The sequence below is a fragment of the Alteromonas stellipolaris genome, assembly GCF_001562115.1.
Classification (GTDB): Bacteria; Pseudomonadota; Gammaproteobacteria; order Enterobacterales; family Alteromonadaceae; genus Alteromonas; species Alteromonas stellipolaris.
The window spans coordinates 612,065-630,373 of sequence record NZ_CP013926.1 but is presented as its reverse complement, the minus strand read 5'-3'; the positions used below and the strand labels follow the sequence as shown (position 1 = coordinate 630,373).

Below are 18,309 nucleotides of genomic sequence, written 5' to 3'. Positions count from 1 at the left end.
TCGCCATTATCGCCTGCGCGTCCGCGCCCCATATTTGGAAGTTAGGTTTCAGGTGGAAATATGAGGGTCAATGGAAGTATTAAGTCAGTAGATCGTATGCCATATTTGGCTTTACTTGAACTGTCAGAAACAAACGTTCCTCTGTTAAATTTTGTCACTGTTCAATCATCAGAAGAGATATCGTTACCCTTGGTTCAGGTTGGCAGCAAGGTTAGACTCGAGTGTTTTATCCAATTTGGAGTTGTTACAAATACTTCGCCTGTAGAATTTGATTTATTTGTAACTCAAATGGGCAAAGGTGCTACCACTAAAGGAAGAGCCAAAGTAATTTCAAGGGTTAATGATTACGAGTATATAATTAGCCCATCAAATTCAGTAACGATTACTCTAGAACTTGAAGAAGGCGTTTCTCTAAATGACGGGCAAATAATCGAGTTCACAGGTGAATTAAGCAGTGAAACCTAACAAAAAAATTAAGTCACTCACTTCGTTCGCTGGGACGCATACACGTGGGCTGCTTCGCATTATAGCCCACGCGTCTGCGCCCCTTATTTAAAAGTTATGTAGCTTGAAGGATATGGACATTCACAATGCAGAATAAACTAGTCATAGCCTTAGGAACTCTTCCTCGATACCTAGCATTTCAGTTGTTTTTTCTCACGTATGTACTCTCAATCTTTACCCATGCATCTGAGCCATCTCCTAAAATTTATCAACCCGGGATGTTTTTTTATCTTCTCCCTTTAGTTATGGCTATGGTTGTAACACACTTTGGCTACATGTCTGCTAGAAGTGGTAGCGTAAGCAAAACACAGTATTTTCAAATATTCGGGATTTTTGTGCTCTACGGATTTATCTGGCATGCTCTTTTTTAAAACGCTACATAACAACTCAATCAACTCGCTCACTACGTTCGCTGGGACGCATACACGCAGGGCGGCTTCGCCATTATGCCCTACGTGCCTGCGCCCGTTATTGAAAAGTTATATGCTTTTGAGGAATTCATGCTATCTATCGCCGAACAAAACAAAGAAGTGCATGTGAAGTCTTACTGTCAGAGTTGGTTAAGGCTGCTCTCTCTACAAAAGTTCAACGAAGCCCAGAAACTATTGGATTGTCCAAACAGCTACGGAGAAATTTGGACGGAAGCCAAATTAAAGTTTGCTGTTCAGGAATATTACAACAATACATCGCCAGTAACATTCCAAAATGAAGACCTTTCCAAATGTTTTCCTGAATATTTGGAAACCGAATCTGGAAACCTAATTTTTGGTTTCTATCTTCCGTCTAATAGTGAGATTACGGATTTAACAGTGGAGTTTGAGTTTATCCCGCAAGGTAATGGATTTTATGCAGCGACTATCAACGACGTCCATGTGTTGTAATAGGCACGCATATAACAACTCAATAAACTCGCTCACTTCGTTCGCTGGGACGCATACACGCAGGGCGGCTTCGCCATTATGCCCCACGTGCCTGCGCCCGTTATTGAAAAGTTAGAAGCCAAGGAGAATCATGGCTCGTCGTTCAGAGTTCAAAGGAATTGTAAGAAACTTTGCTCACATGCTAAACAACCGCAATAACGATCATCTTGGTTACTGGGCTATAGGGCAACTATGCTTGCTCGCACAGCAAGAGAACACCTCTTCTGTATCAATCAATCTGTTAGAAATAGAACATAACAGCGTAAAAAACCACCTCGAACCTTTTGCTAAAAGCATGCGGAAATCGCTCATTAATATACTGAACTCTCATAAAATTCCCTCATTATGGCTTACGTCAGCTAATGTTACTTTTAGCTTTAATGAACAATATCAAAAGCAGTATCACTATTGGCGTTTAGCTCTGGGCTCACCCTACCTGGTAACGTTGGAAATCACGTCAGACTTAGGCAAGGTGTATAAACAAACATTTGGTGGTAATGTAAATCCACACGATCCTCTTAAGGAACAACGGCGTGCAGGCTTCTAACAAAAAAATTAAGTCACTCACTTCGTTCGCTGGGACGCATACATGCGGGGCGGCTTCGCCATTATGCCCCACATGCCTGCGCCCCTTATTTAAAAGTTATGTCACAAGGAGGTTTTTTTGAAGAATTTAATATTTTTGATATTACTACTGCCTAGTTATGCATTTGCATCAAACTTAGACATAGATATAAACAAAGGTTTTTTAGGAGCTAAATGGCTCTCTTCCCAAGAAGAAGTTGAAACTGTCTTAGGCAAACCGAATGGATATTACCGGATAAATAAGAATAGAACACTTTTGTTCTACGGAAAGTCGGTAAGCTTGCTCATTTCAAGAAATAGACTCCGAGAAGTTAATATAGGCGGTGATTTATCAGACGCACTTTCCGAACTTCCGACAACTTTTAATACAAAATATGATGTCAGCAACTTAACTATCAATGGGAAGCCATTCCTCAGAGAGCGGTTCGAAAAAGTCGAAGAAGCGTTAAATATTGAATTAGGAGCTCCATCCTATAGCGTCTCAGCCGGAACAGACGAAGTATTAGTCGATTTGCAATTTTCTGGTGTCGGTGGTTATGGTTCAGAAAACGAGTTTGTTTTAAGGAAAATAAGTTTCGCCTACCAATTGTGACATAACAAACGCATAAACTCTCGCTGCGCTTATGTGGACTCCCCATAGTCAACAACTATTTTTACCATTCAAGATGTAATGCGTGCTTATGTACGAGCTCATAATGGGAAGCTATCCCGGCTCTATTTTGCTAAATCTACACCAGTGAGCATATTATACATACATGGACTCCTACCTAACCTTTGTGTGTGACAACGTAAATGTTAGACCAACCTATTAGGTTGGGGAGTCCAATTATCTCACTGGGACAATAACACGTAGGCTCAGTCGCTTCGCTCCCAGTTTAGCCTGCGTGTTATTGCCCCTAAGTTGGGCGTTATATGCTAATTGGTACTTAACTCATGGAAGAATATTTCGCTGGTCTAAGAAAAATCAAGCTTCGTTCTGACAACGTACATGCTGCTCGCTGGCCATGCTTTTATTTAGTATCAATAGGTATCTTTCTTGGCTTATTATTTCCGCCACTAGGATTCATTGCCCCACTATTCATCTACCTTTTTCTCTTTTTATTGCTTCGACTGTCATTATCAACCTGCCCACGTTGCGGTAAACGCTTTTATTCCTTGTTAAACATCATATTCAACGGTAGTTTTTATTCAAAATCAGGTATGTGGGCTGTCTCATGTAATTCATGTGGTTTAAAGTTAAGCGAACTTCCAGAGGTCGACGAAGTTACAATCAAGTCTCACAAAGACGAGTGGTTTAAATGAGCAACGCATATAACAACTCAATAAACTCACTCACTTCGTTCTCCTGGGACGCTAACACATGGGCAGCGTCACTTCGTCCCTATTTTAGCCCATGTGTTATCGCCCTTTATGCGGGCGTTAGTTGCCAAGCGAAATGATTAAATTATTAAGTTTTATCAGGTCTATAATTTTCTTTCTTGCTCTTTTTTCGGCAAGTCAAATCAATGGGATTGAAATGGAAAACGATACCCCACCTGAAATGCCGGAATATCCTTCTTCATATGAAGAGGTCATGGCATCACTCTCTCCGTACTACAAAGCCGAACAACCCTTAGATTTCTTCTTTGAACTTTACATTGTTTATACGCTTAACGAGCTTCCACAAGGAACGCTTGATGCTTTAGAGTCCTTTTCAAATAAACATTCTAGTTTTTTTGAATCAACGAATGGAAACTGGAAGCAAAGTGTAGTCTCACAGTTAAATCTTTCAAAAACTATTGATATTGCCATTTGGGATTTGTGGATTCGTAATTCAAAAACAGCAACGGAAAACGGTTGGATTTATCACCCTTGGCACTTTGCGAAGAACTTCTTGGAAAACTATTTTTCTGAGGACAGTGAAGTGGATATTTGGACACCCGAAACACTAGAAAATGCAAAAGAGCGAATTAGGATGTTTCAAGAAAATGGCAACTAACAAAGCGCTTAACACGTTCGCTGGGACTCATACCTGCGGGGCGGCTTCGCCATTGTGCCCCACATGCCTGCGCCTCTTATTTATAAGTTATATTGCAGGAGGCATCTTTGGGATTAGCACAAAAGATTAGGCTTGAAGACAAAGTCTCTTGTGATCGAGCATCATTGTTTCTAGATAACCTTTGCACAGGTCTTAAATTTAAAAAACACGATAAAAATTGGATTATTCTCTCAATGCACGGAGAGCATATGTCCTTTGAAATTGTCGTTACAAACGAAGGTTTTTATACTCACCGTTCAGGAGACTATTTCTTGTTTCTCGGCTTTTTTATTGAGCAGCTAACTGGTGAGTTTGGTTGTATCTCAATCGAGGATGTATAGGCAATGCAATATAACAAAAAAATTAAGTCACTCACTTCGTTCGCTGGGACGCATACATGCGGGGCGGCTTCGCCATTATGCCCCACATGTCCGCGCCCGTTATTGGAAAGTTAGATTACTTTAAATATTGTAGTAAGGATTAAATTTTGGAAGAGGCACAAGGAAAATGGATTTGCGGGTTCTGGAGAAGAATCGGGGCGCTGTTTATTGACACTATTGTTTTAGGTGTTTTGGGATATGTTGTAGGTTTATTCCTTGAAGACATCTTTGTTCAGCTTGGTGGATGGGGAAGATTAATTGGTTTTGCCGTATCAATTACATATTTCGGAGTTATGAATAGCTCCTTATCAAATGGCCAAACTATTGGTAAGAGAATACTAAATATCAAGGTAGTAGATTCATCCAATTCAACTATTAGTCTACCTAAGTCATTTTTAAGGTATAGCTTCCTTGCAGTTCCATTTTCACTGAATGGAGCACAAATTACTAACGAAGCATTGCTTTCATATTTAATGTATCCGTTGTCATTTATTATATTTGGCGGCTTATTTTCAATTTTTTACTTATATACTTTTAATCGTGCAACTCGGCAGTCATTACATGACCTTGCTGTAGATACTTATGTTGTAAATACTGAGATTAGCCCTGAAGAGTTACCTTCCGTGTGGAAACCGCACTTAGTCGTGGTTGCAGGTTTATTCATTACAGCAGCCCTTGTACCAGTATTTACTTCCGACTTAGCTAAATCAGAACCTTTCAAAGGCTTACTAGCTACCCAGGAAGCAATAAATAGTAACGAATCAGTAAAATATGCAGGTGTCACAGAAGGTTCAACTACTTTTACTTCGTCTGATTCCGGCACGACAACGACTACTTATGTGAATACACAGGCTTTTCTCTATAAAAATAATGTTGACGATTCGGATATTGCTAAGCAATTAGCACAGGTGATAGTTAAAACTTATCCAGAGTCATTAAACAAAAACTTGATTCAAGTAACACTCACCTATGGTTATGATATTGGTATTGCATCAAAGTGGAATAGCCACAACCACCAGTTTAACCCTCAAGAGTTAAATAGCTCGGAGTAGTCGTAATCTAACAAGTCAATAAATTAAGATTCACCAAGGCTGTCATGCCATTTGCTGAGCAAATCGCCCGCCAGCACATGGTTCACTTATTATTGAGGTGTTAGCTGCCACGGCGCAGTAATGCACAACATCCTGTACATGTTCCCGTTTTCAGTCTAAACTTGTCCCATATAATGTACAAGAGGGGTGCAAAATGAGAATTGTCTCTTTTACCGAAGCACGAAATGGTCTAAAAGCCGTTTTGGACAATGTAATCAACGATGCAGATACAACAGTAATCACTCGTCGTGACTCTGAGGATGCTGTTGTAATGTCATTAGATTACTACAACAGCCTTATGGAAACCGTTCATCTACTTCGTTCTCCAGCGAACGCTGAACACTTAAATCGTTCAATAGCACAGTTTAAAGCGGCAAAAACGATCCAGCGAGAACTTATTGATGAGTAACAGGTTGTTATCATGGACTGATGAAGCTTGGAATAGTTACGTTTATTGGCAGACTCAAGACAAGAAAACCTTAAAACGTATCAATAAGTTAATTTCGGATGTTAAGCGTTCTCCATTTGATGGAATTGGAAAACCGGAACCTCTTAAAGAAAATCTTTCAGGTTTCTGGTCCCGCAGAATAGATGACACCAACCGTTTGGTATATGCCGTGGACGATACCTCAATTACGATTATCTCGTGTCGTTACCATTACTAGTAAGTGGCAGCTAACAATCAAATTAAGTCGCTCGCTGGCTCGCTGGGATACAAACATGACGGCTGTGGCACTTCGTTCCGATTATAGCCGCCATGTTTGTACCCCTTATTTGGGTGTTATGTGCCAAAAAGAATTACATGCGCAAGAATACTCAACTAGTAATCGCTGGCAGTTTAAGCATTTTAGCTGCGTTACTTCACATTAGTTGTATTTTTGGCGGCCCAGACTGGTATCTCTTTTTTGGCGCCGGCCAAAGAATGGCTCAACTCGCCGCCCAAAGCGACCCATATCCAACAATAGTTACATTGATAATTGCTTCGATTCTCACTGGCTGGGGCTTGTATGCTTTGTCTGGCGCTGGTGTCATTTTTAAATTACCGCTACTTAAAACTTGTTTGGTTTTAATTACTACCATCTATTTGTTGCGCGGTGTCGTAGGCTTAATTGGACCATTTTTTACCTCAGCCCCTGTAGTACATCAAAATTCAGTAACGTTTTGGGTAATAAGCTCAATTATGTGCTGTGTTTATGGTACGTTTTATTTATTGGGCACAGTACAAAACTGTGCAAATTGTCAAAGAAGGAATATGGGTATATTGCGGCTAGCATAGACTTGGGCTTAGCGGTTGTTAACGAATGTACCTGAAATTAAGTTTTATTCAATGCTGCCTATGCTGTTTACGAATAGGTTGAGTTTAGGAGGTTTTGTGAGTCAAGGTGTGGAATTCGACGTAAATATCGGTAATGACCATATTGTAATACAGCGTCGCTATGAGGCTTTAGGTGCATTCAATGATTTGCTAATCGCTATCTGGTTTCTGATTGGTAGCTTTTTCTTTTTAAATGACTCGCTTGTTGAAAGTGGTACGTGGTTATTTATAGTAGGTAGCGCGCAATTAATTATTAAACCATTCATTAAATTAACCAGCCTGATTCATGTGAGTAGAGTGTTTAAACGGTCTACATCAAATACAGCAAGCGCTTAGCTACAATAGGATTTGAATGGTTACCCTGCGAAACTTCAATGACAATGATATCGATAGGCTTGTGCATATCTTAAATGATGAGGTAGTCACCGAGTTCCTTTCTACTAAAATCCCTTACCCTTATACAAGTGCAGATGCTGCCTGGTGGGTAAATGAAGGCAGTCAATCTGGCATCATCAAAGCCATTTCTTACGATAATGTATTGGTAGGGTGCATTGGGGTTAATCGAGGGCAGTTTGAATATGAGCGCTCTGGTGAGATTGGCTATTGGCTTGATAAGCAGTATTGGCGTAAAGGTATAACCTCAGAGGCCATTCGACAAATGACAGATTTTGTCTTTGCCCATACCAATATTGTAAGAATTTTCGGCGCTGTGTTTGCGGGTAACCATGCATCTATGCAACTGCTTTTGAAATCAGGCTTTAACGAAGAAGCTATACTGAAAAAAGCCATTTATAAAAATGGGCGCTTTTACGACAAGCATGTTTTTGCGAAGTTACTGATAAGTGAACCATCCCCTATCGAACAAGCCTAGCACGGGTGTGTCTTTGCCGTTATACCGGTAACAATTTGGCAACAACAATATGGGCTAATCTGGCGTAGTGATGGTATAAATAGAGGTTATGTCATTGCGAAGACTGTTGTACTCGCAACTACCTGAAAAGATTAAGGGGCTAGAATGGATTTTTTACTCAATATTTTACTGTCAGTTGGGTTTGTTATTTTTATCATTTTTATTGTTGGTCTTATGGCCGCTAAAAAAATGAATTCGAAGGAATAATAACGGAGGATCACTCCCCCGTTATTGCTGCTACTTATTGTTAGATACCACACTTAAAATGGTGCAAAGTTATCTAGTGCTTGAGAGGGTACTGTCCATCTTTCACGGGCATCAACATTAACGCCTTTCACACCTTGTGGAGGCATTTGACCACGATTGCCATACAACCAGAGTACGAAATTAGTTCGCTCGCCACTGGTGATAGGCTGTGCTGCATGCGGCACGTTCCCACGGTGGAGCATAGCGCTACCAGGCTTGAACGTTAATGGGTTTACTTTACCCGCCTTCACATCATAAAAGTCTACTGTCGAGCCCGTAAATGTTTCTCCCGGTACATTTAAGTTAATATTCAGCGTTACCGCTGATGCATCGGTATGCGGCCTGATCGACGTGTCTGTATTTGGCTGATAGTGAATAGAAAAGCCAAAGGTTTGTGTGTCGTACCCCATAATTTCAGGAAACAGTAAACGAGCAATTGGGCGCATGTATGTGTCTAGCATCATGCGATAAAACGCTTGAAAACTTGGCGCAGCCAAATACCCTTCGGAGCGCTCATCTAACATGGCACCACGACGGTTCAACACTATACCGTAGGGTGGTCTTAACGCTATTTCTGCATCCCATACTTTTTCTAAATAGGCGCGTAACTCAACCAAACATTCAGGGTCAAAGAATTGGAATTGATACACATCGGGCGATACCTCTTCCAAAAGTGCTTTTACGTCTGTTTCTTTTTCGGGGTTTTCCCACGCTTGCATTACTGCGTTACGTAACTTGGCATCTAGCAGGGAATCATCAAGGGTGAATAAGTTGTCTTTTTCACTTGCTTCCCACTCTTTCCACGCATTGCTCAGCAGCTGGTTGTTTGTATTCCAAAACTGTTGAACGGATGGTGCACGATGAAGCATGGCTTCGCGCGTTGGCAAATCTAAAGCACGAGCTTGCTGTAATTGAGTAAATGTCATAATAAATTATCTCCAATGGCAAATGGGGGACTAGCGTTCTTCTTCAAAACGATTTCAAAACCGACATCAAACCGGTTTCCCAAACCTATGCCTATAATCTATTACACCTGATTTAGTTAATAAATGCGGCTATTATGGAAACAGAATTAAGATTTGGAAGATAATTGCGAAGGATTATTCACTGCGATGATTTGCGATCTGCGCTTCAGTACCTCACTATTATTCCCACCACGGGCGTTGTCGGCTCAACCGGATAGTTTTGTGAAAGGAGCGTACAAATGAAGTTTCTTATTTTCTTAGGCACGGTACGGGATAGCACACCACCTAGACCTGCTCGCCTTGGTGAACGTGTGGCAAAGGCGGTTATGGCCTGCTTTCAGCTTCGTTACAATGAGCATGACATAGAATTAATAGACCCGTTAGATTACCCTCTAGATGCCGTATTTAAGCCCCATTTTGCTTATGCAAAGGGTAAAGCGCCTGAGCAGCTAAATACATTGGCAGAAAAAATTGCCAATTGTGATGGCTATGTCATGGTTAGCCCCGAGTACAATCATTCCATGAGCCCTGCCCTTTCGAACTTGCTTAATCACTTTGGTAGTTCGTTATTTGCTTATAAGCCAAGCGCTATTGTTACCTATTCGGCTGGGCAATGGGGCGGTATGCGGGCAGCGGTAGGCATGCGCACTTACCTTTCTGAGTTAGGTTGCTTACCAGTATCGGCTATGATTCATATTCCAAAGGCGCAGGAAGTATTCGAAGCAAACGCAGAGATGTGTTCAGGGGAAGACCAATCATCGTGGTTTGATTATTTTTCTCGTACTTTACATCAATTGATGTGGTGGGCAGAAGCGGCCATGCGCCATAGTGAAGATATTAATCCTCATGAGATGATTAAAAACTTCAAGACCGCACCGTCAGAGCGCAACGCGCCCAAAAGGTAAAGAGCGCAACGCGCCCAAAAGGTAAAGAGCGCAACGCGCCCAAAGGTAAAGAGCGCAACGCGCCCAAAGGTAAAGAGCACAACGCGCCCGAAGGTAAAGAGCACAGTGCGCCTTAAATTGAAAAGGGAATTGGAGCCAATTACCTAACCGTTGATTCGATGTGCTTTTAATTTGATTTACTACCGCGAATACCGCGAAGTAACACGAAACCTATCTACATCGCTTTAGCTTTGCTGTATAACAAGCCTCTTCTTACCTTGTCGAGCGCGCAGGAAACAAAATGAAAATATTAATACGTAATTTAGACAGACAAACTACACAAGAAGAGCTTGCTAGTTTATTTAAAACCTTCGGCTCTGTGCAGTCTTGCACGATTGTTGTTGATGAAAAAAGCGGTGCCTCTAAAGGATTCGGTTTTGTAGAAATGCCAAAACCAGGCGAAGCTAAAGCGGCCATTAAGTCGTTGAACAACCATGCGTTAGGCGATGCGAATATTCGCGTTAAAAAAGCAGAAGATAAACCTGAAACAAAGTAGATTTGACACGAAGTAAATTAAACTAAAGTAAACCCTAGCAGTGCAAAATCCGCCAGCATGACTTCTCTTAACAACTGGGGTCTAAAGCAAGCTGGGGCATATAAAGAAGTGAAGGTGTGTATGAATATAGAAATTTTAAAAGCAGATTATTTTGACGAAGCACATAAGCAAGCCATTCCGTATTTGCTAAACGAATATGCGAAAGATCCTATGGGTGGTGCTGAGGCACTTTCTAAACACACCTACGACAACTTAGTCGATGCGCTATCTACACTACCCCATGCCTTTAGTATTCTTGCTTTTGTTGATGGTAAGCCCGCTGGGCTAATAAATTGCTTTGAAGCGTTTTCTACCTTTGCCTGCAAACCGCTTATCAATACTCATGATATTGCTGTTCTTCCCGAATTTAGAGGTTTAGGCCTTAGTCAAAAAATGCTGGATAAAGTAGAGGAAATAGCGCTCGAGAAAGGCTGCTGCAAGATTACCCTAGAAGTATTAAGCAACAACACAGTAGCAAAATCGGCCTACGAAAAGTTTGGTTTTACTAGCTATGAACTGGCGGAAGGCGAAGGCCACGCATTGTTTTGGCAAAAGAAGCTAGGATAGCTTGTTAGTGGAAAACGCACTTTTAATTGTTACCACCGTAGTAGTTGGCCTTTTATGCGCCGCAGCACTTATCTTGGGCGCCATAGACTTATTTGCTAGGGCGTCTGAAAAAGGAGTGATAGGGCTTGTTCTTTATGTACTTTGTTGGTTATTTCTTAGCCCTATTATTGCGCTAGTTTCATTGCTGGTAGGCTTTTACGTGCTATATCAGATAATAGTGCTTATCTTTACAAAACGCGCGCCATCGTGACTTGGCGCGCCAAGCTCAGCCCTAGCCAAACCTAAGTTTTAGGCTATCCCCATTTCCACCATACAAATAACAGTAAAAAGCCAAACAAATACACTAAACCCACGTAGCTAAGTAGGGTTACCCACCAGCTTGCTTTTGCATCTTCATGCAGCACTGCGCTTTTTACCAAACGATGATTTAGCCACGCAAACATGGGCGTGGTAACAAAGGCAAGTGTCATAGCAAAGCCTAGCATGGCCAGTAGCGCAGATTTGAAAAACAGTACAATACTAAAACTAATGGCTGCCATTGCCAGTAGCACAGGTGCAAATACTGCGTCTCGCGCCATTTTCTTTGGCAATACCAATGAAATAGCTTCGGCAATAACGCGGGCATATCCATCGTAAACCGTTAATGCCGACCCGAAAATACAAAGAAAGGCAACGATGGCAATAAGCCAGTGCGCCCAGTCGCCAATCGTGTTGGCATAAAGGCTGACTAATTGCTGTGAAAAGCCGATCCCCCCTGTTGCGAGTGTCTCGCCACTTCCATGCAGCACCAATGCGCCTAAGCCTAAAAAAAGCAAAGCTAAAATAGTGGTGACCGCATAGCCTAAATTAAAGTCGAACAATGCATTTTTAGGGGTGACAGCTTGTGTTTTACATTGGCGTTTTAACCATAACGACGTAATGCTAGATATTTCTATTGGTGCGGGCATCCACCCCATGGTGACCACCAAAAACCCAACGGTCGCTAACGTCCACGGTGAGGGAGACTCAAAATTGGCTGGCCTAGGCTCTATATTTATTACCGCCGCACAAAAAGCGGCAATGGTTGCTAAAACCAGTACACCCATAATGGCTTTTGCTACACCTTCAAGCGCTTCGAAGTGCCCTGCCAGCAAGATAAATAAAATAGCGCCAAGGATAGCTGCAGAAGCAATAGCAATAGATATATCAAAAGGCAGAAAATAAGAAAGCAGGCTTGCTGCAAATAGCAGGAGGGCCGCGGCATTTACCACTGAGGCTAACGCATTTAAGCACAACGCCACAATTAAATAACCCTTACCCATTTTATGGTAACCGAACTGTAAGGTTTGCCTAGTACTTATGGTATAGCTAACGCCTGCACGGAAAAAAGGGTACTTTAAAACGTTAACCGCTAGAATAAGTATTACTAACTGCCAACCAAATTTGGCGCCCGCTTGGGTAGAGGCAACAAGGTGGCTTCCCCCTACTGCAGCAGTGGCCATTAACACACCTGGGCCAAGTAACTGCACCATGCGCATGAATCGTTGATAATGTGTGAGTGAATTGCTGTCGCTCAATCCTTTTCCTTTAATCACAAACTGCTAGAAGCGGTTACGGAGTATACCTATTCCCGTCACAAAATTGCGAGCTTCCAACAGCATTAGATTAAAATGTGTAGAAATTAGTATTTGTCTAGAACGTATACAGCGCGCCGGTGAATACAAATTGGCTATCGTCGGGGTAATCGCCCCGCTCAAACCCGTCACCTTTCAGCAAATAAGCTGCACCAATTGCAAGTCTCAATGATGGCATTATTTGCCAGCGCCATCTTGCTTCTAACTGTTGTCCAATAAAGTTATCAACCGACTCTGGTGCCTTTTGATACCACATGGCCTTGTAGCTCACCATAATATTATGTTCTTTAGAAGGCTTGGTCACACTCCTTGCCCCAACTGTGTATAAGTTTCTTCGTGGCATGGCTTGGTAAACATCGGTTGGGCCAAAATCGAAACGCCTAACTCCATACAAGCTATCAAAGTCAGAAATAGTATTATCTGAACTATCATTGTCGCCGCTAATCGCGTCTATTTCACCGCGTAAGAACGTGTAGTCGGTAATTTTCTTGCCTATATTTGCATGAAGCAACCAGCTTTCTACGTCTAATTCTGTCGTGTCACTTGCACTTGCCGTTTGATGTGATGTACCGGTTTGCCCAATAACTTCAATGTTAGCTTTCCATGTATCAGCAAAGGGCTTCGTATAATCAACCGAAAGTGTGTACAAATCTCGATTTTTTGTGGAAAGCTTTGCAGAATCTTCTTCTTTCAACCAGTAACTCTGTAGCTTCACGTTGTTATCTGGTGATGTAATATATAAACCGAAGAACTCACGCTCACTGTAGCTTTTGTCAAAAGCGCGTTCGGCATCAGCAACTGCGCCGCTGTCGCTAGGTAGTCTGCTGACCGGTAGCAAGTAAAAACCTCGAATGTTCCAATCGCTAACTTGATAATCGACTAGTACGCCATCGAAAGCATTTTTTGTATTGCGGTAGACGCCTTGGCCTATAAGCCTGCGACTACCGTGGTCAAAAGTAATTCGTCCCGCCGTGATACCTTTTAAGTATTGGCTATCTTGGGGCGTATAACGAACGAAAAACTGCAAAGGTTCCAATGTGTTAACTTGGGAAGAGGTCAGTGTTGGATCATTGTCGTCTAACCATACGCGGGAGTCGGCCAACTCAAGGGTGACATTGAAAACATCCCAATTGGTCTGCGCTTTCACTAACAGGCGAGATGAAACTCGTCGATTTACTTGGGCTCTATCTTCACTAGAAGAAGGAAAAATAGGGTTGTTGAGATGTTCGTATCTAAGTCGATAAGAGCCACTAATATCAAATGTGGGGGCTTTGCTTTTCAAGGCTTGAGCCTTCAAACTGTCAGCAGAACTGCTATTTGGGCTAGACGCTACACTTACTGCTGAAATAGGCTCTTCGCTGGCACTGGCGGTACACGCAAATGCAGCAACCGTTACAGTGCACGGTAACATAAGATAAAACGCTACATTCTTAACTGGGTTTAGCCACCCATTTATACTACTGCATGTATACATTTACTGCTCTCGCTGGTTTTCTGCCCGCCTTCGCAATGCTTATAGCACTGTTGAAATACAAATTGGCAGACTAATCATTGAGCGTATTCTCAACGCTTGAAGTATATATCCCCATTGCAAATTTTCCTTATATCTTTGGTATACACAGGGTGTAACTGGTTATTGCATGGTCATTTTTAGCACACAAAAAAGGAGAGCAAGCTCTCCTTTTTCAAAAATAAATTTTCTATTCAGTCTTTATCGGTTATCGCATATACGCAAGTTTGTAACTGTTAGCGTCTGTCGAAGTTAACCGGCCTTTTCGGATCTTGATAAAATCCGTCTTTTAATAACCGTTTAAAGCGAGTTAGCTTTCCGTCTAGTGTTAGTTCTTCCAAGCCTTTATTGAAAAGCTCAATAAGCAATCTGTCGTCATTTCTACCCTTTGCTACCAGTAAGTGCGTGGTGACGGTAGATATAAACGGGTCGATAGTCATTACCGCTTGGCGCTGCTCATCTGTGAAGTCGCGTTGAAGCAAGTACCAACCCGTTAAATCATCAATGGGAAACAAATCAATTTCCCCGCTCACTAACGCTTCTAGGTTTTCTTTGTCTGTTGCGTAGGTGGTTACCGATGGGGTATTTTCAATATAAGTGGCCAACTCGTTACTGTACAAATAGCCTTCTGTCACCCCCATTTTTTTATCTTTCAGTTCGTCGAAGCTCGACCATGACGCTATGTCAGATTTTCCATTAACGTAAAAAACTAGGCTTTCAGCGGTGATTGGGTCGCTATGCCAGAATTTTTCACCACGCGCGCGCACGAAGTTACCGTAAGACAGCGCATCGAATTCGCCATTCAATGTGGCTTCTACGGCTTCATCCCACGGCATTGATACAAACTCAACCACCACACCTGTCTCTAAAAAAGCCTGTGAAATGATGTGGTTAATATACCCTTTATGCTCCATTTCAGATGAGGTGTAAGGCGCATATTCTGTGGTAGCAATTTTAATTTTTAACCAAGCATGCCCCCAACTTTGCAGTGGGACTAACGCCAATAGTAATGTAAAAATAGCTAATAAACGCATAATCTTCCCTTAGAAATAGATACCTAAATTAATATTCAATCTGTGTGTTGTTTCTTGGCGACCACCCAGGTCTAAGCCCACGCCTGGACCACCAGAAAACCACATGTTTTTCCCTTGAATACTATCTACATAAACAAATAATTTGTCCCAGCCAAAACTACAACCGTTTATCCACTGCGATGAATCTCGGCCTGATGCTTCATCACCCTGCGCCACACTGTACTCCGTGTAACACGTTAGCGAGTCAATACGGGTGAATTTATAAGGTACTGAATACACCAAATTCGCCGAATACGTCGACCCATCGGCTGCCGCTAAGAACGGAAACGTAAATGCAGAAAGCGAAATTCTATCTGTGGCTTGGCCTTCCGGTGCAGCTAAGTCGTACTCGTAATCAATGTATTGAAGTTCTACTTTAAAATCACCTTGCTGGTGGCGTACGTGAACGGCGTAAGCTGTCATATCGCCATCTTCTAACGTATCTAAGTTTAAGATATCGCCATATTGGTAAGACACACCAATGTCGGTGGTACTCCTTGGCAGCAGCTTCGCAGTATAGTTTGCACGTAAGTTGTATTGGCCATCTTCTTGGTTACGAAACTCACCATCATCGGCCACATCGAATGAGTAACGGCCAAATTCAGCGGCATCGTTATATTCGTCATTCATGAAGTAAGCGGCTTGAAAGTCCCAATTACCGTAATCGTGATTTATCTTAATACCGGCTTCATAGTCATCTTCAAAGCCTAGGTAGTAATTAACTGAAAACCAAAAGTTGTTTGAACCAAAGGGCTGCAAGCCGAAAGGGGTTTGTGTGATACCTGCGGTGATGTCGGTGGATTCATCCCAATGGTAGGTAAGTTCGGCAAAGCGAATAGTGTCGAAATCGGTATTCTCGTACCATCGATATTCTGCTTTATAGCTAAACTGATCTGACTCTCCAGCAACACCTAGCTTGATAGATTCAAATTCAAATCCATCTCTTATTTCAGGGAGTTGCCAATCTTGATGACCATAATTAACCCGTACGTGGCCGCTAAGAGTAAAAGGGAGCTCATCTGCCTGCACTGCAAAGGAGTTGCTGCCTAATAGTGCGGCTAAGGAAAGTAGTGGAAGTTGTCTGTTCATTCCTTGTCCTAATGTCAATTTGCCCACAACTTAGACCACTCCGCCTTGGAGACCCTCGTTGTGATATATATTCCTTCAGTACAAATTATATAGAGTGAACCTTACAAAAAGATCATTGTCGTACACGAAATATGTAAGGTGAAATTGTCGATGAAGTACATTTCATTTGCGTTATATAGTGGGTAAAATTCCACAAAATTTACGTAAAACAAGATTCTATGCAGCATCACATTTCAGCTATTACCTTCCTTGTAGACAATTACGATAGTGCTATTGCCTATTTCACCCAAACCCTTAATTTTGCTCTTACCGAAGACAGAGATAAAGGGGAAGGGTCGCGCTTTGTATTAGTCACACCGAAAGGCAGTGCAACGTCGCTTCTGTTAGCTAAAGCTAAATCGGACGAAGATAAAGCGATGATTGGAAAGCAAGCTGGGGGTAAAGTTTTTATGATTTTACATACCGATGACTTTTGGCGCGATCATCGGTCAATGTGTGATAAAGGCGTTGAATTTTTAGAAGCGCCGCGAGAAGAAGCTTACGGTACGGTAGCTATTTTTAAAGATTGTTTTGGCAATAAGTGGGATTTACTACAACCCGCGCATGCCGACCTTAATTAGGTGTAACCACACCCTCTGGAGATTTGTTTTGTCCCCCATGAAGCGTTCAATCATTGCCGACATTGTGGCTATATTGGCCATTGCGATATTAATTTCGACTGCGTTTTATGGGCTTGAAGCCAGAAAAGAAGTTATCTATTTATGTGATAACTTTACGCCAGGGGTATCGAAAAATAGTGTTGAACGACAATTAAATACCACTAATTTATTGGTATGGGATACCGAGTTTTTAGTGGTTGGTAGCCGCATAGTGGCCTATAGTCCGCTAAACTTCGGTTACATGCACTGCCGCGTTGAATTCAACAGACAAGACATTGTGGTGTTTTCAGTGGTGGAATAGCCCGCTTTTCGCTCACAAATGGTGCAGTATTTACAAGTCAGCAACTTACTGTTTACCCTGCAGTTAAAAGTCGTAAAGCTGCGCGTACCAATAGATTTTAAGCTCAGCATGTTATCTAACCACAACCCTGTATACCCTACCAACGTAAACGTATAATTACAGCGTGTCTTATCAACTAAGAATCGCCACTTATGCAAAACTCCAATCACAGTGTTATCGAAGATATCTTTGCATTAGTTAGTGCCGGATTGTTCGTGGCATTTGGTGTATTTCTGTTCCAATCGCAAGATTTGATGGTAGGTGGCGCTGCGGGTATCGCATTGCTGGGAACTTACGCGATTGATATGGACTTCGGTGTTCTATTCTTCCTAATCAACTTGCCCTTTTACACGCTAGCATGGACTCGCATCAGCAAGCGCTTCACACTGAATACGTTTATTTCTGTGACCACAGTATCTATTCTGACTGAGCAGATCCCAGCCTTCGTCGACATTTCTAGTATTAACCCTATATTTGCTGCCATTTTAGGTGGTTTGCTTATTGGTGTGGGTATGTTGATCATGTTCAGACACAGCTCTAGTTTAGGCGGCTTGGGAATTTTAGCGTTCTATTTGCAATCTCGATTTAATATTCGCGCCGGTACGTTCCAACTTACGGTAGATAGCGTTATTTTGCTTTGCGGGCTTTTCTTCATTCCATGGCATTTAGTGCTTATATCGATTCTAGCAGCGTTCTGCTTGAATATGGTCATTTCATTAAATCATCGCCCAGAGCGTTATATCCCAGCGAAAAAAGAAGGTGGAAAGTCACCTGAAAAAAAGGTGCCTAGCGTGCAGACGTGTGCAACAGTAAACACTAATCTACACGCGCAAAATAACTAATCTGTTAATGTTTCGCTTGCGCTAAACGTAAAAAACCCGGCCACATTAATGCCGGGTTTTTATATTATTTCTAACGTAACGCTTTGTATCCTTGTCGCTACCCTACTGCTTTTTTCTGCACAGGCTTAAACGGTCGACTTACTAGTCCTCGATTCACCCTAGGGCGAGAAAACGAAGTACGCATACAAACCTCACTTACGTGAT

The 18,309-nt window shown here is 42.0% G+C and carries 25 protein-coding genes; 20 read left to right on the top strand and 5 right to left on the bottom strand.

Annotated features, from left to right (window positions below; all coding sequences use genetic code 11):
* The first annotated feature begins 60 nt into the window (after positions 1 to 60).
* The 13 genes from AVL57_RS02630 to AVL57_RS02565 all read left to right on the top strand — a co-directional run bounded on the left by AVL57_RS02630 (position 61) and on the right by AVL57_RS02565 (position 7,683).
* Positions 61 to 465 carry a hypothetical protein gene (locus AVL57_RS02630; protein WP_057794175.1) on the top strand — a complete coding sequence of 135 codons (405 nt, stop codon included), beginning with the start codon at positions 61 to 63 and terminating at the stop codon, positions 463 to 465.
* A 485-nt stretch (positions 466 to 950) separates the two neighbouring features.
* Positions 951 to 1,385: a hypothetical protein gene (locus tag AVL57_RS02620; RefSeq protein ID WP_082604977.1), complete on the top strand. Its 435-nt coding sequence runs from the start codon at positions 951 to 953 to the stop codon at positions 1,383 to 1,385.
* 130 nt (positions 1,386 to 1,515) lie between these two features.
* The gene (locus AVL57_RS02615) at positions 1,516 to 1,971 is read left to right on the top strand and encodes a hypothetical protein (RefSeq protein WP_057794179.1); all 456 of its coding nucleotides are present in this window, start codon (positions 1,516 to 1,518) and stop codon (positions 1,969 to 1,971) included.
* A gap of 117 nt (positions 1,972 to 2,088) precedes the next feature.
* Positions 2,089 to 2,601: a hypothetical protein gene (locus tag AVL57_RS02610; RefSeq protein WP_057794181.1), complete on the top strand. Its 513-nt coding sequence runs from the start codon at positions 2,089 to 2,091 to the stop codon at positions 2,599 to 2,601.
* A 924-nt stretch (positions 2,602 to 3,525) separates the two neighbouring features.
* Positions 3,526 to 3,987, top strand: coding sequence for a hypothetical protein (locus tag AVL57_RS02600; RefSeq protein WP_057794185.1), 462 nt, complete (start codon positions 3,526 to 3,528; stop codon positions 3,985 to 3,987).
* Positions 3,988 to 4,094: 107 nt separating this feature from the next.
* Positions 4,095 to 4,367: a hypothetical protein gene (locus AVL57_RS02595; protein WP_057794187.1), complete on the top strand. Its 273-nt coding sequence runs from the start codon at positions 4,095 to 4,097 to the stop codon at positions 4,365 to 4,367.
* 146 nt (positions 4,368 to 4,513) lie between these two features.
* Positions 4,514 to 5,458 carry an RDD family protein gene (locus AVL57_RS02590; protein ID WP_057794189.1) on the top strand — a complete coding sequence of 315 codons (945 nt, stop codon included), beginning with the start codon at positions 4,514 to 4,516 and terminating at the stop codon, positions 5,456 to 5,458.
* Between the two features lie 193 nt (positions 5,459 to 5,651).
* Positions 5,652 to 5,906 carry a type II toxin-antitoxin system Phd/YefM family antitoxin gene (locus tag AVL57_RS02585; protein ID WP_057794191.1) on the top strand — a complete coding sequence of 85 codons (255 nt, stop codon included), beginning with the start codon at positions 5,652 to 5,654 and terminating at the stop codon, positions 5,904 to 5,906.
* The gene (locus tag AVL57_RS02580; protein WP_057794193.1) at positions 5,899 to 6,162 is read left to right on the top strand and encodes a Txe/YoeB family addiction module toxin; all 264 of its coding nucleotides are present in this window, start codon (positions 5,899 to 5,901) and stop codon (positions 6,160 to 6,162) included. Before AVL57_RS02585 ends, AVL57_RS02580 begins: the two co-directional genes overlap by 8 nt.
* The gene (locus tag AVL57_RS21275) at positions 6,089 to 6,367 is read left to right on the top strand and encodes a hypothetical protein (RefSeq protein ID WP_167542076.1); all 279 of its coding nucleotides are present in this window, start codon (positions 6,089 to 6,091) and stop codon (positions 6,365 to 6,367) included. Before AVL57_RS02580 ends, AVL57_RS21275 begins: the two co-directional genes overlap by 74 nt.
* Entirely contained in the window at positions 6,300 to 6,773 is a 474-nt protein-coding gene (locus AVL57_RS21380) for a hypothetical protein (RefSeq protein ID WP_057794195.1), read from the top strand. The genes AVL57_RS21275 and AVL57_RS21380 overlap by 68 nt, the downstream gene beginning before the upstream one ends.
* A 96-nt stretch (positions 6,774 to 6,869) precedes the next feature.
* Positions 6,870 to 7,148: a YrhK family protein gene (locus AVL57_RS02570; RefSeq protein WP_057794197.1), complete on the top strand. Its 279-nt coding sequence runs from the start codon at positions 6,870 to 6,872 to the stop codon at positions 7,146 to 7,148.
* 16 nt (positions 7,149 to 7,164) lie between these two features.
* Complete coding sequence (locus AVL57_RS02565; RefSeq protein ID WP_057794199.1) at positions 7,165 to 7,683, top strand: GNAT family N-acetyltransferase; 519 nt, start codon at positions 7,165 to 7,167, stop codon at positions 7,681 to 7,683.
* 299 nt (positions 7,684 to 7,982) lie between these two features.
* Here AVL57_RS02565 and AVL57_RS02560 read toward each other — a convergent pair whose 3' ends face one another.
* Positions 7,983 to 8,894 (bottom strand): 2OG-Fe(II) oxygenase family protein, encoded by a 912-nt coding sequence (locus AVL57_RS02560; protein WP_057794201.1) that lies wholly within the window; start codon positions 8,892 to 8,894, stop codon positions 7,983 to 7,985.
* A gap of 278 nt (positions 8,895 to 9,172) precedes the next feature.
* On the opposite strand from AVL57_RS02560, the gene AVL57_RS02555 reads away from it, so the two are divergent.
* From AVL57_RS02555 to AVL57_RS02540, 4 genes are all read left to right on the top strand, one after another.
* Complete coding sequence (locus tag AVL57_RS02555) at positions 9,173 to 9,838, top strand: NADPH-dependent FMN reductase (protein WP_057794203.1); 666 nt, start codon at positions 9,173 to 9,175, stop codon at positions 9,836 to 9,838.
* Between the two features lie 280 nt (positions 9,839 to 10,118).
* Positions 10,119 to 10,373, top strand: a complete 255-nt coding sequence (locus AVL57_RS02550) for an RNA recognition motif domain-containing protein (RefSeq protein ID WP_057794205.1) — start codon at positions 10,119 to 10,121, stop codon at positions 10,371 to 10,373.
* A gap of 120 nt (positions 10,374 to 10,493) precedes the next feature.
* Positions 10,494 to 10,979 carry a GNAT family N-acetyltransferase gene (locus tag AVL57_RS02545; protein ID WP_057796393.1) on the top strand — a complete coding sequence of 162 codons (486 nt, stop codon included), beginning with the start codon at positions 10,494 to 10,496 and terminating at the stop codon, positions 10,977 to 10,979.
* 7 nt (positions 10,980 to 10,986) lie between these two features.
* The gene (locus AVL57_RS02540) at positions 10,987 to 11,229 is read left to right on the top strand and encodes a hypothetical protein (protein WP_057794207.1); all 243 of its coding nucleotides are present in this window, start codon (positions 10,987 to 10,989) and stop codon (positions 11,227 to 11,229) included.
* 43 nt (positions 11,230 to 11,272) lie between these two features.
* Here AVL57_RS02540 and AVL57_RS02535 read toward each other — a convergent pair whose 3' ends face one another.
* From AVL57_RS02535 to AVL57_RS02520, 4 genes are all read right to left on the bottom strand, one after another.
* Complete coding sequence (locus AVL57_RS02535) at positions 11,273 to 12,535, bottom strand: NRAMP family divalent metal transporter (protein ID WP_082604978.1); 1,263 nt, start codon at positions 12,533 to 12,535, stop codon at positions 11,273 to 11,275.
* 115 nt (positions 12,536 to 12,650) lie between these two features.
* Entirely contained in the window at positions 12,651 to 14,003 is a 1,353-nt protein-coding gene (locus AVL57_RS02530) for an alginate export family protein (protein ID WP_232363250.1), read from the bottom strand.
* A 335-nt stretch (positions 14,004 to 14,338) separates the two neighbouring features.
* The gene (locus AVL57_RS02525) at positions 14,339 to 15,136 is read right to left on the bottom strand and encodes a substrate-binding periplasmic protein (protein WP_057794211.1); all 798 of its coding nucleotides are present in this window, start codon (positions 15,134 to 15,136) and stop codon (positions 14,339 to 14,341) included.
* Positions 15,137 to 15,145: 9 nt separating this feature from the next.
* The gene (locus tag AVL57_RS02520; RefSeq protein ID WP_057794212.1) at positions 15,146 to 16,264 is read right to left on the bottom strand and encodes a TonB-dependent receptor; all 1,119 of its coding nucleotides are present in this window, start codon (positions 16,262 to 16,264) and stop codon (positions 15,146 to 15,148) included.
* A 218-nt stretch (positions 16,265 to 16,482) separates the two neighbouring features.
* On the opposite strand from AVL57_RS02520, the gene AVL57_RS02515 reads away from it, so the two are divergent.
* From AVL57_RS02515 to AVL57_RS02505, 3 genes are all read left to right on the top strand, one after another.
* Positions 16,483 to 16,884, top strand: coding sequence for a VOC family protein (locus AVL57_RS02515; protein WP_057794214.1), 402 nt, complete (start codon positions 16,483 to 16,485; stop codon positions 16,882 to 16,884).
* Between the two features lie 37 nt (positions 16,885 to 16,921).
* Complete coding sequence (locus AVL57_RS02510) at positions 16,922 to 17,224, top strand: hypothetical protein (protein ID WP_057794216.1); 303 nt, start codon at positions 16,922 to 16,924, stop codon at positions 17,222 to 17,224.
* 191 nt (positions 17,225 to 17,415) lie between these two features.
* Positions 17,416 to 18,105, top strand: coding sequence for a YitT family protein (locus AVL57_RS02505; RefSeq protein WP_057794218.1), 690 nt, complete (start codon positions 17,416 to 17,418; stop codon positions 18,103 to 18,105).
* Positions 18,106 to 18,309: the final 204 nt, after the last annotated feature.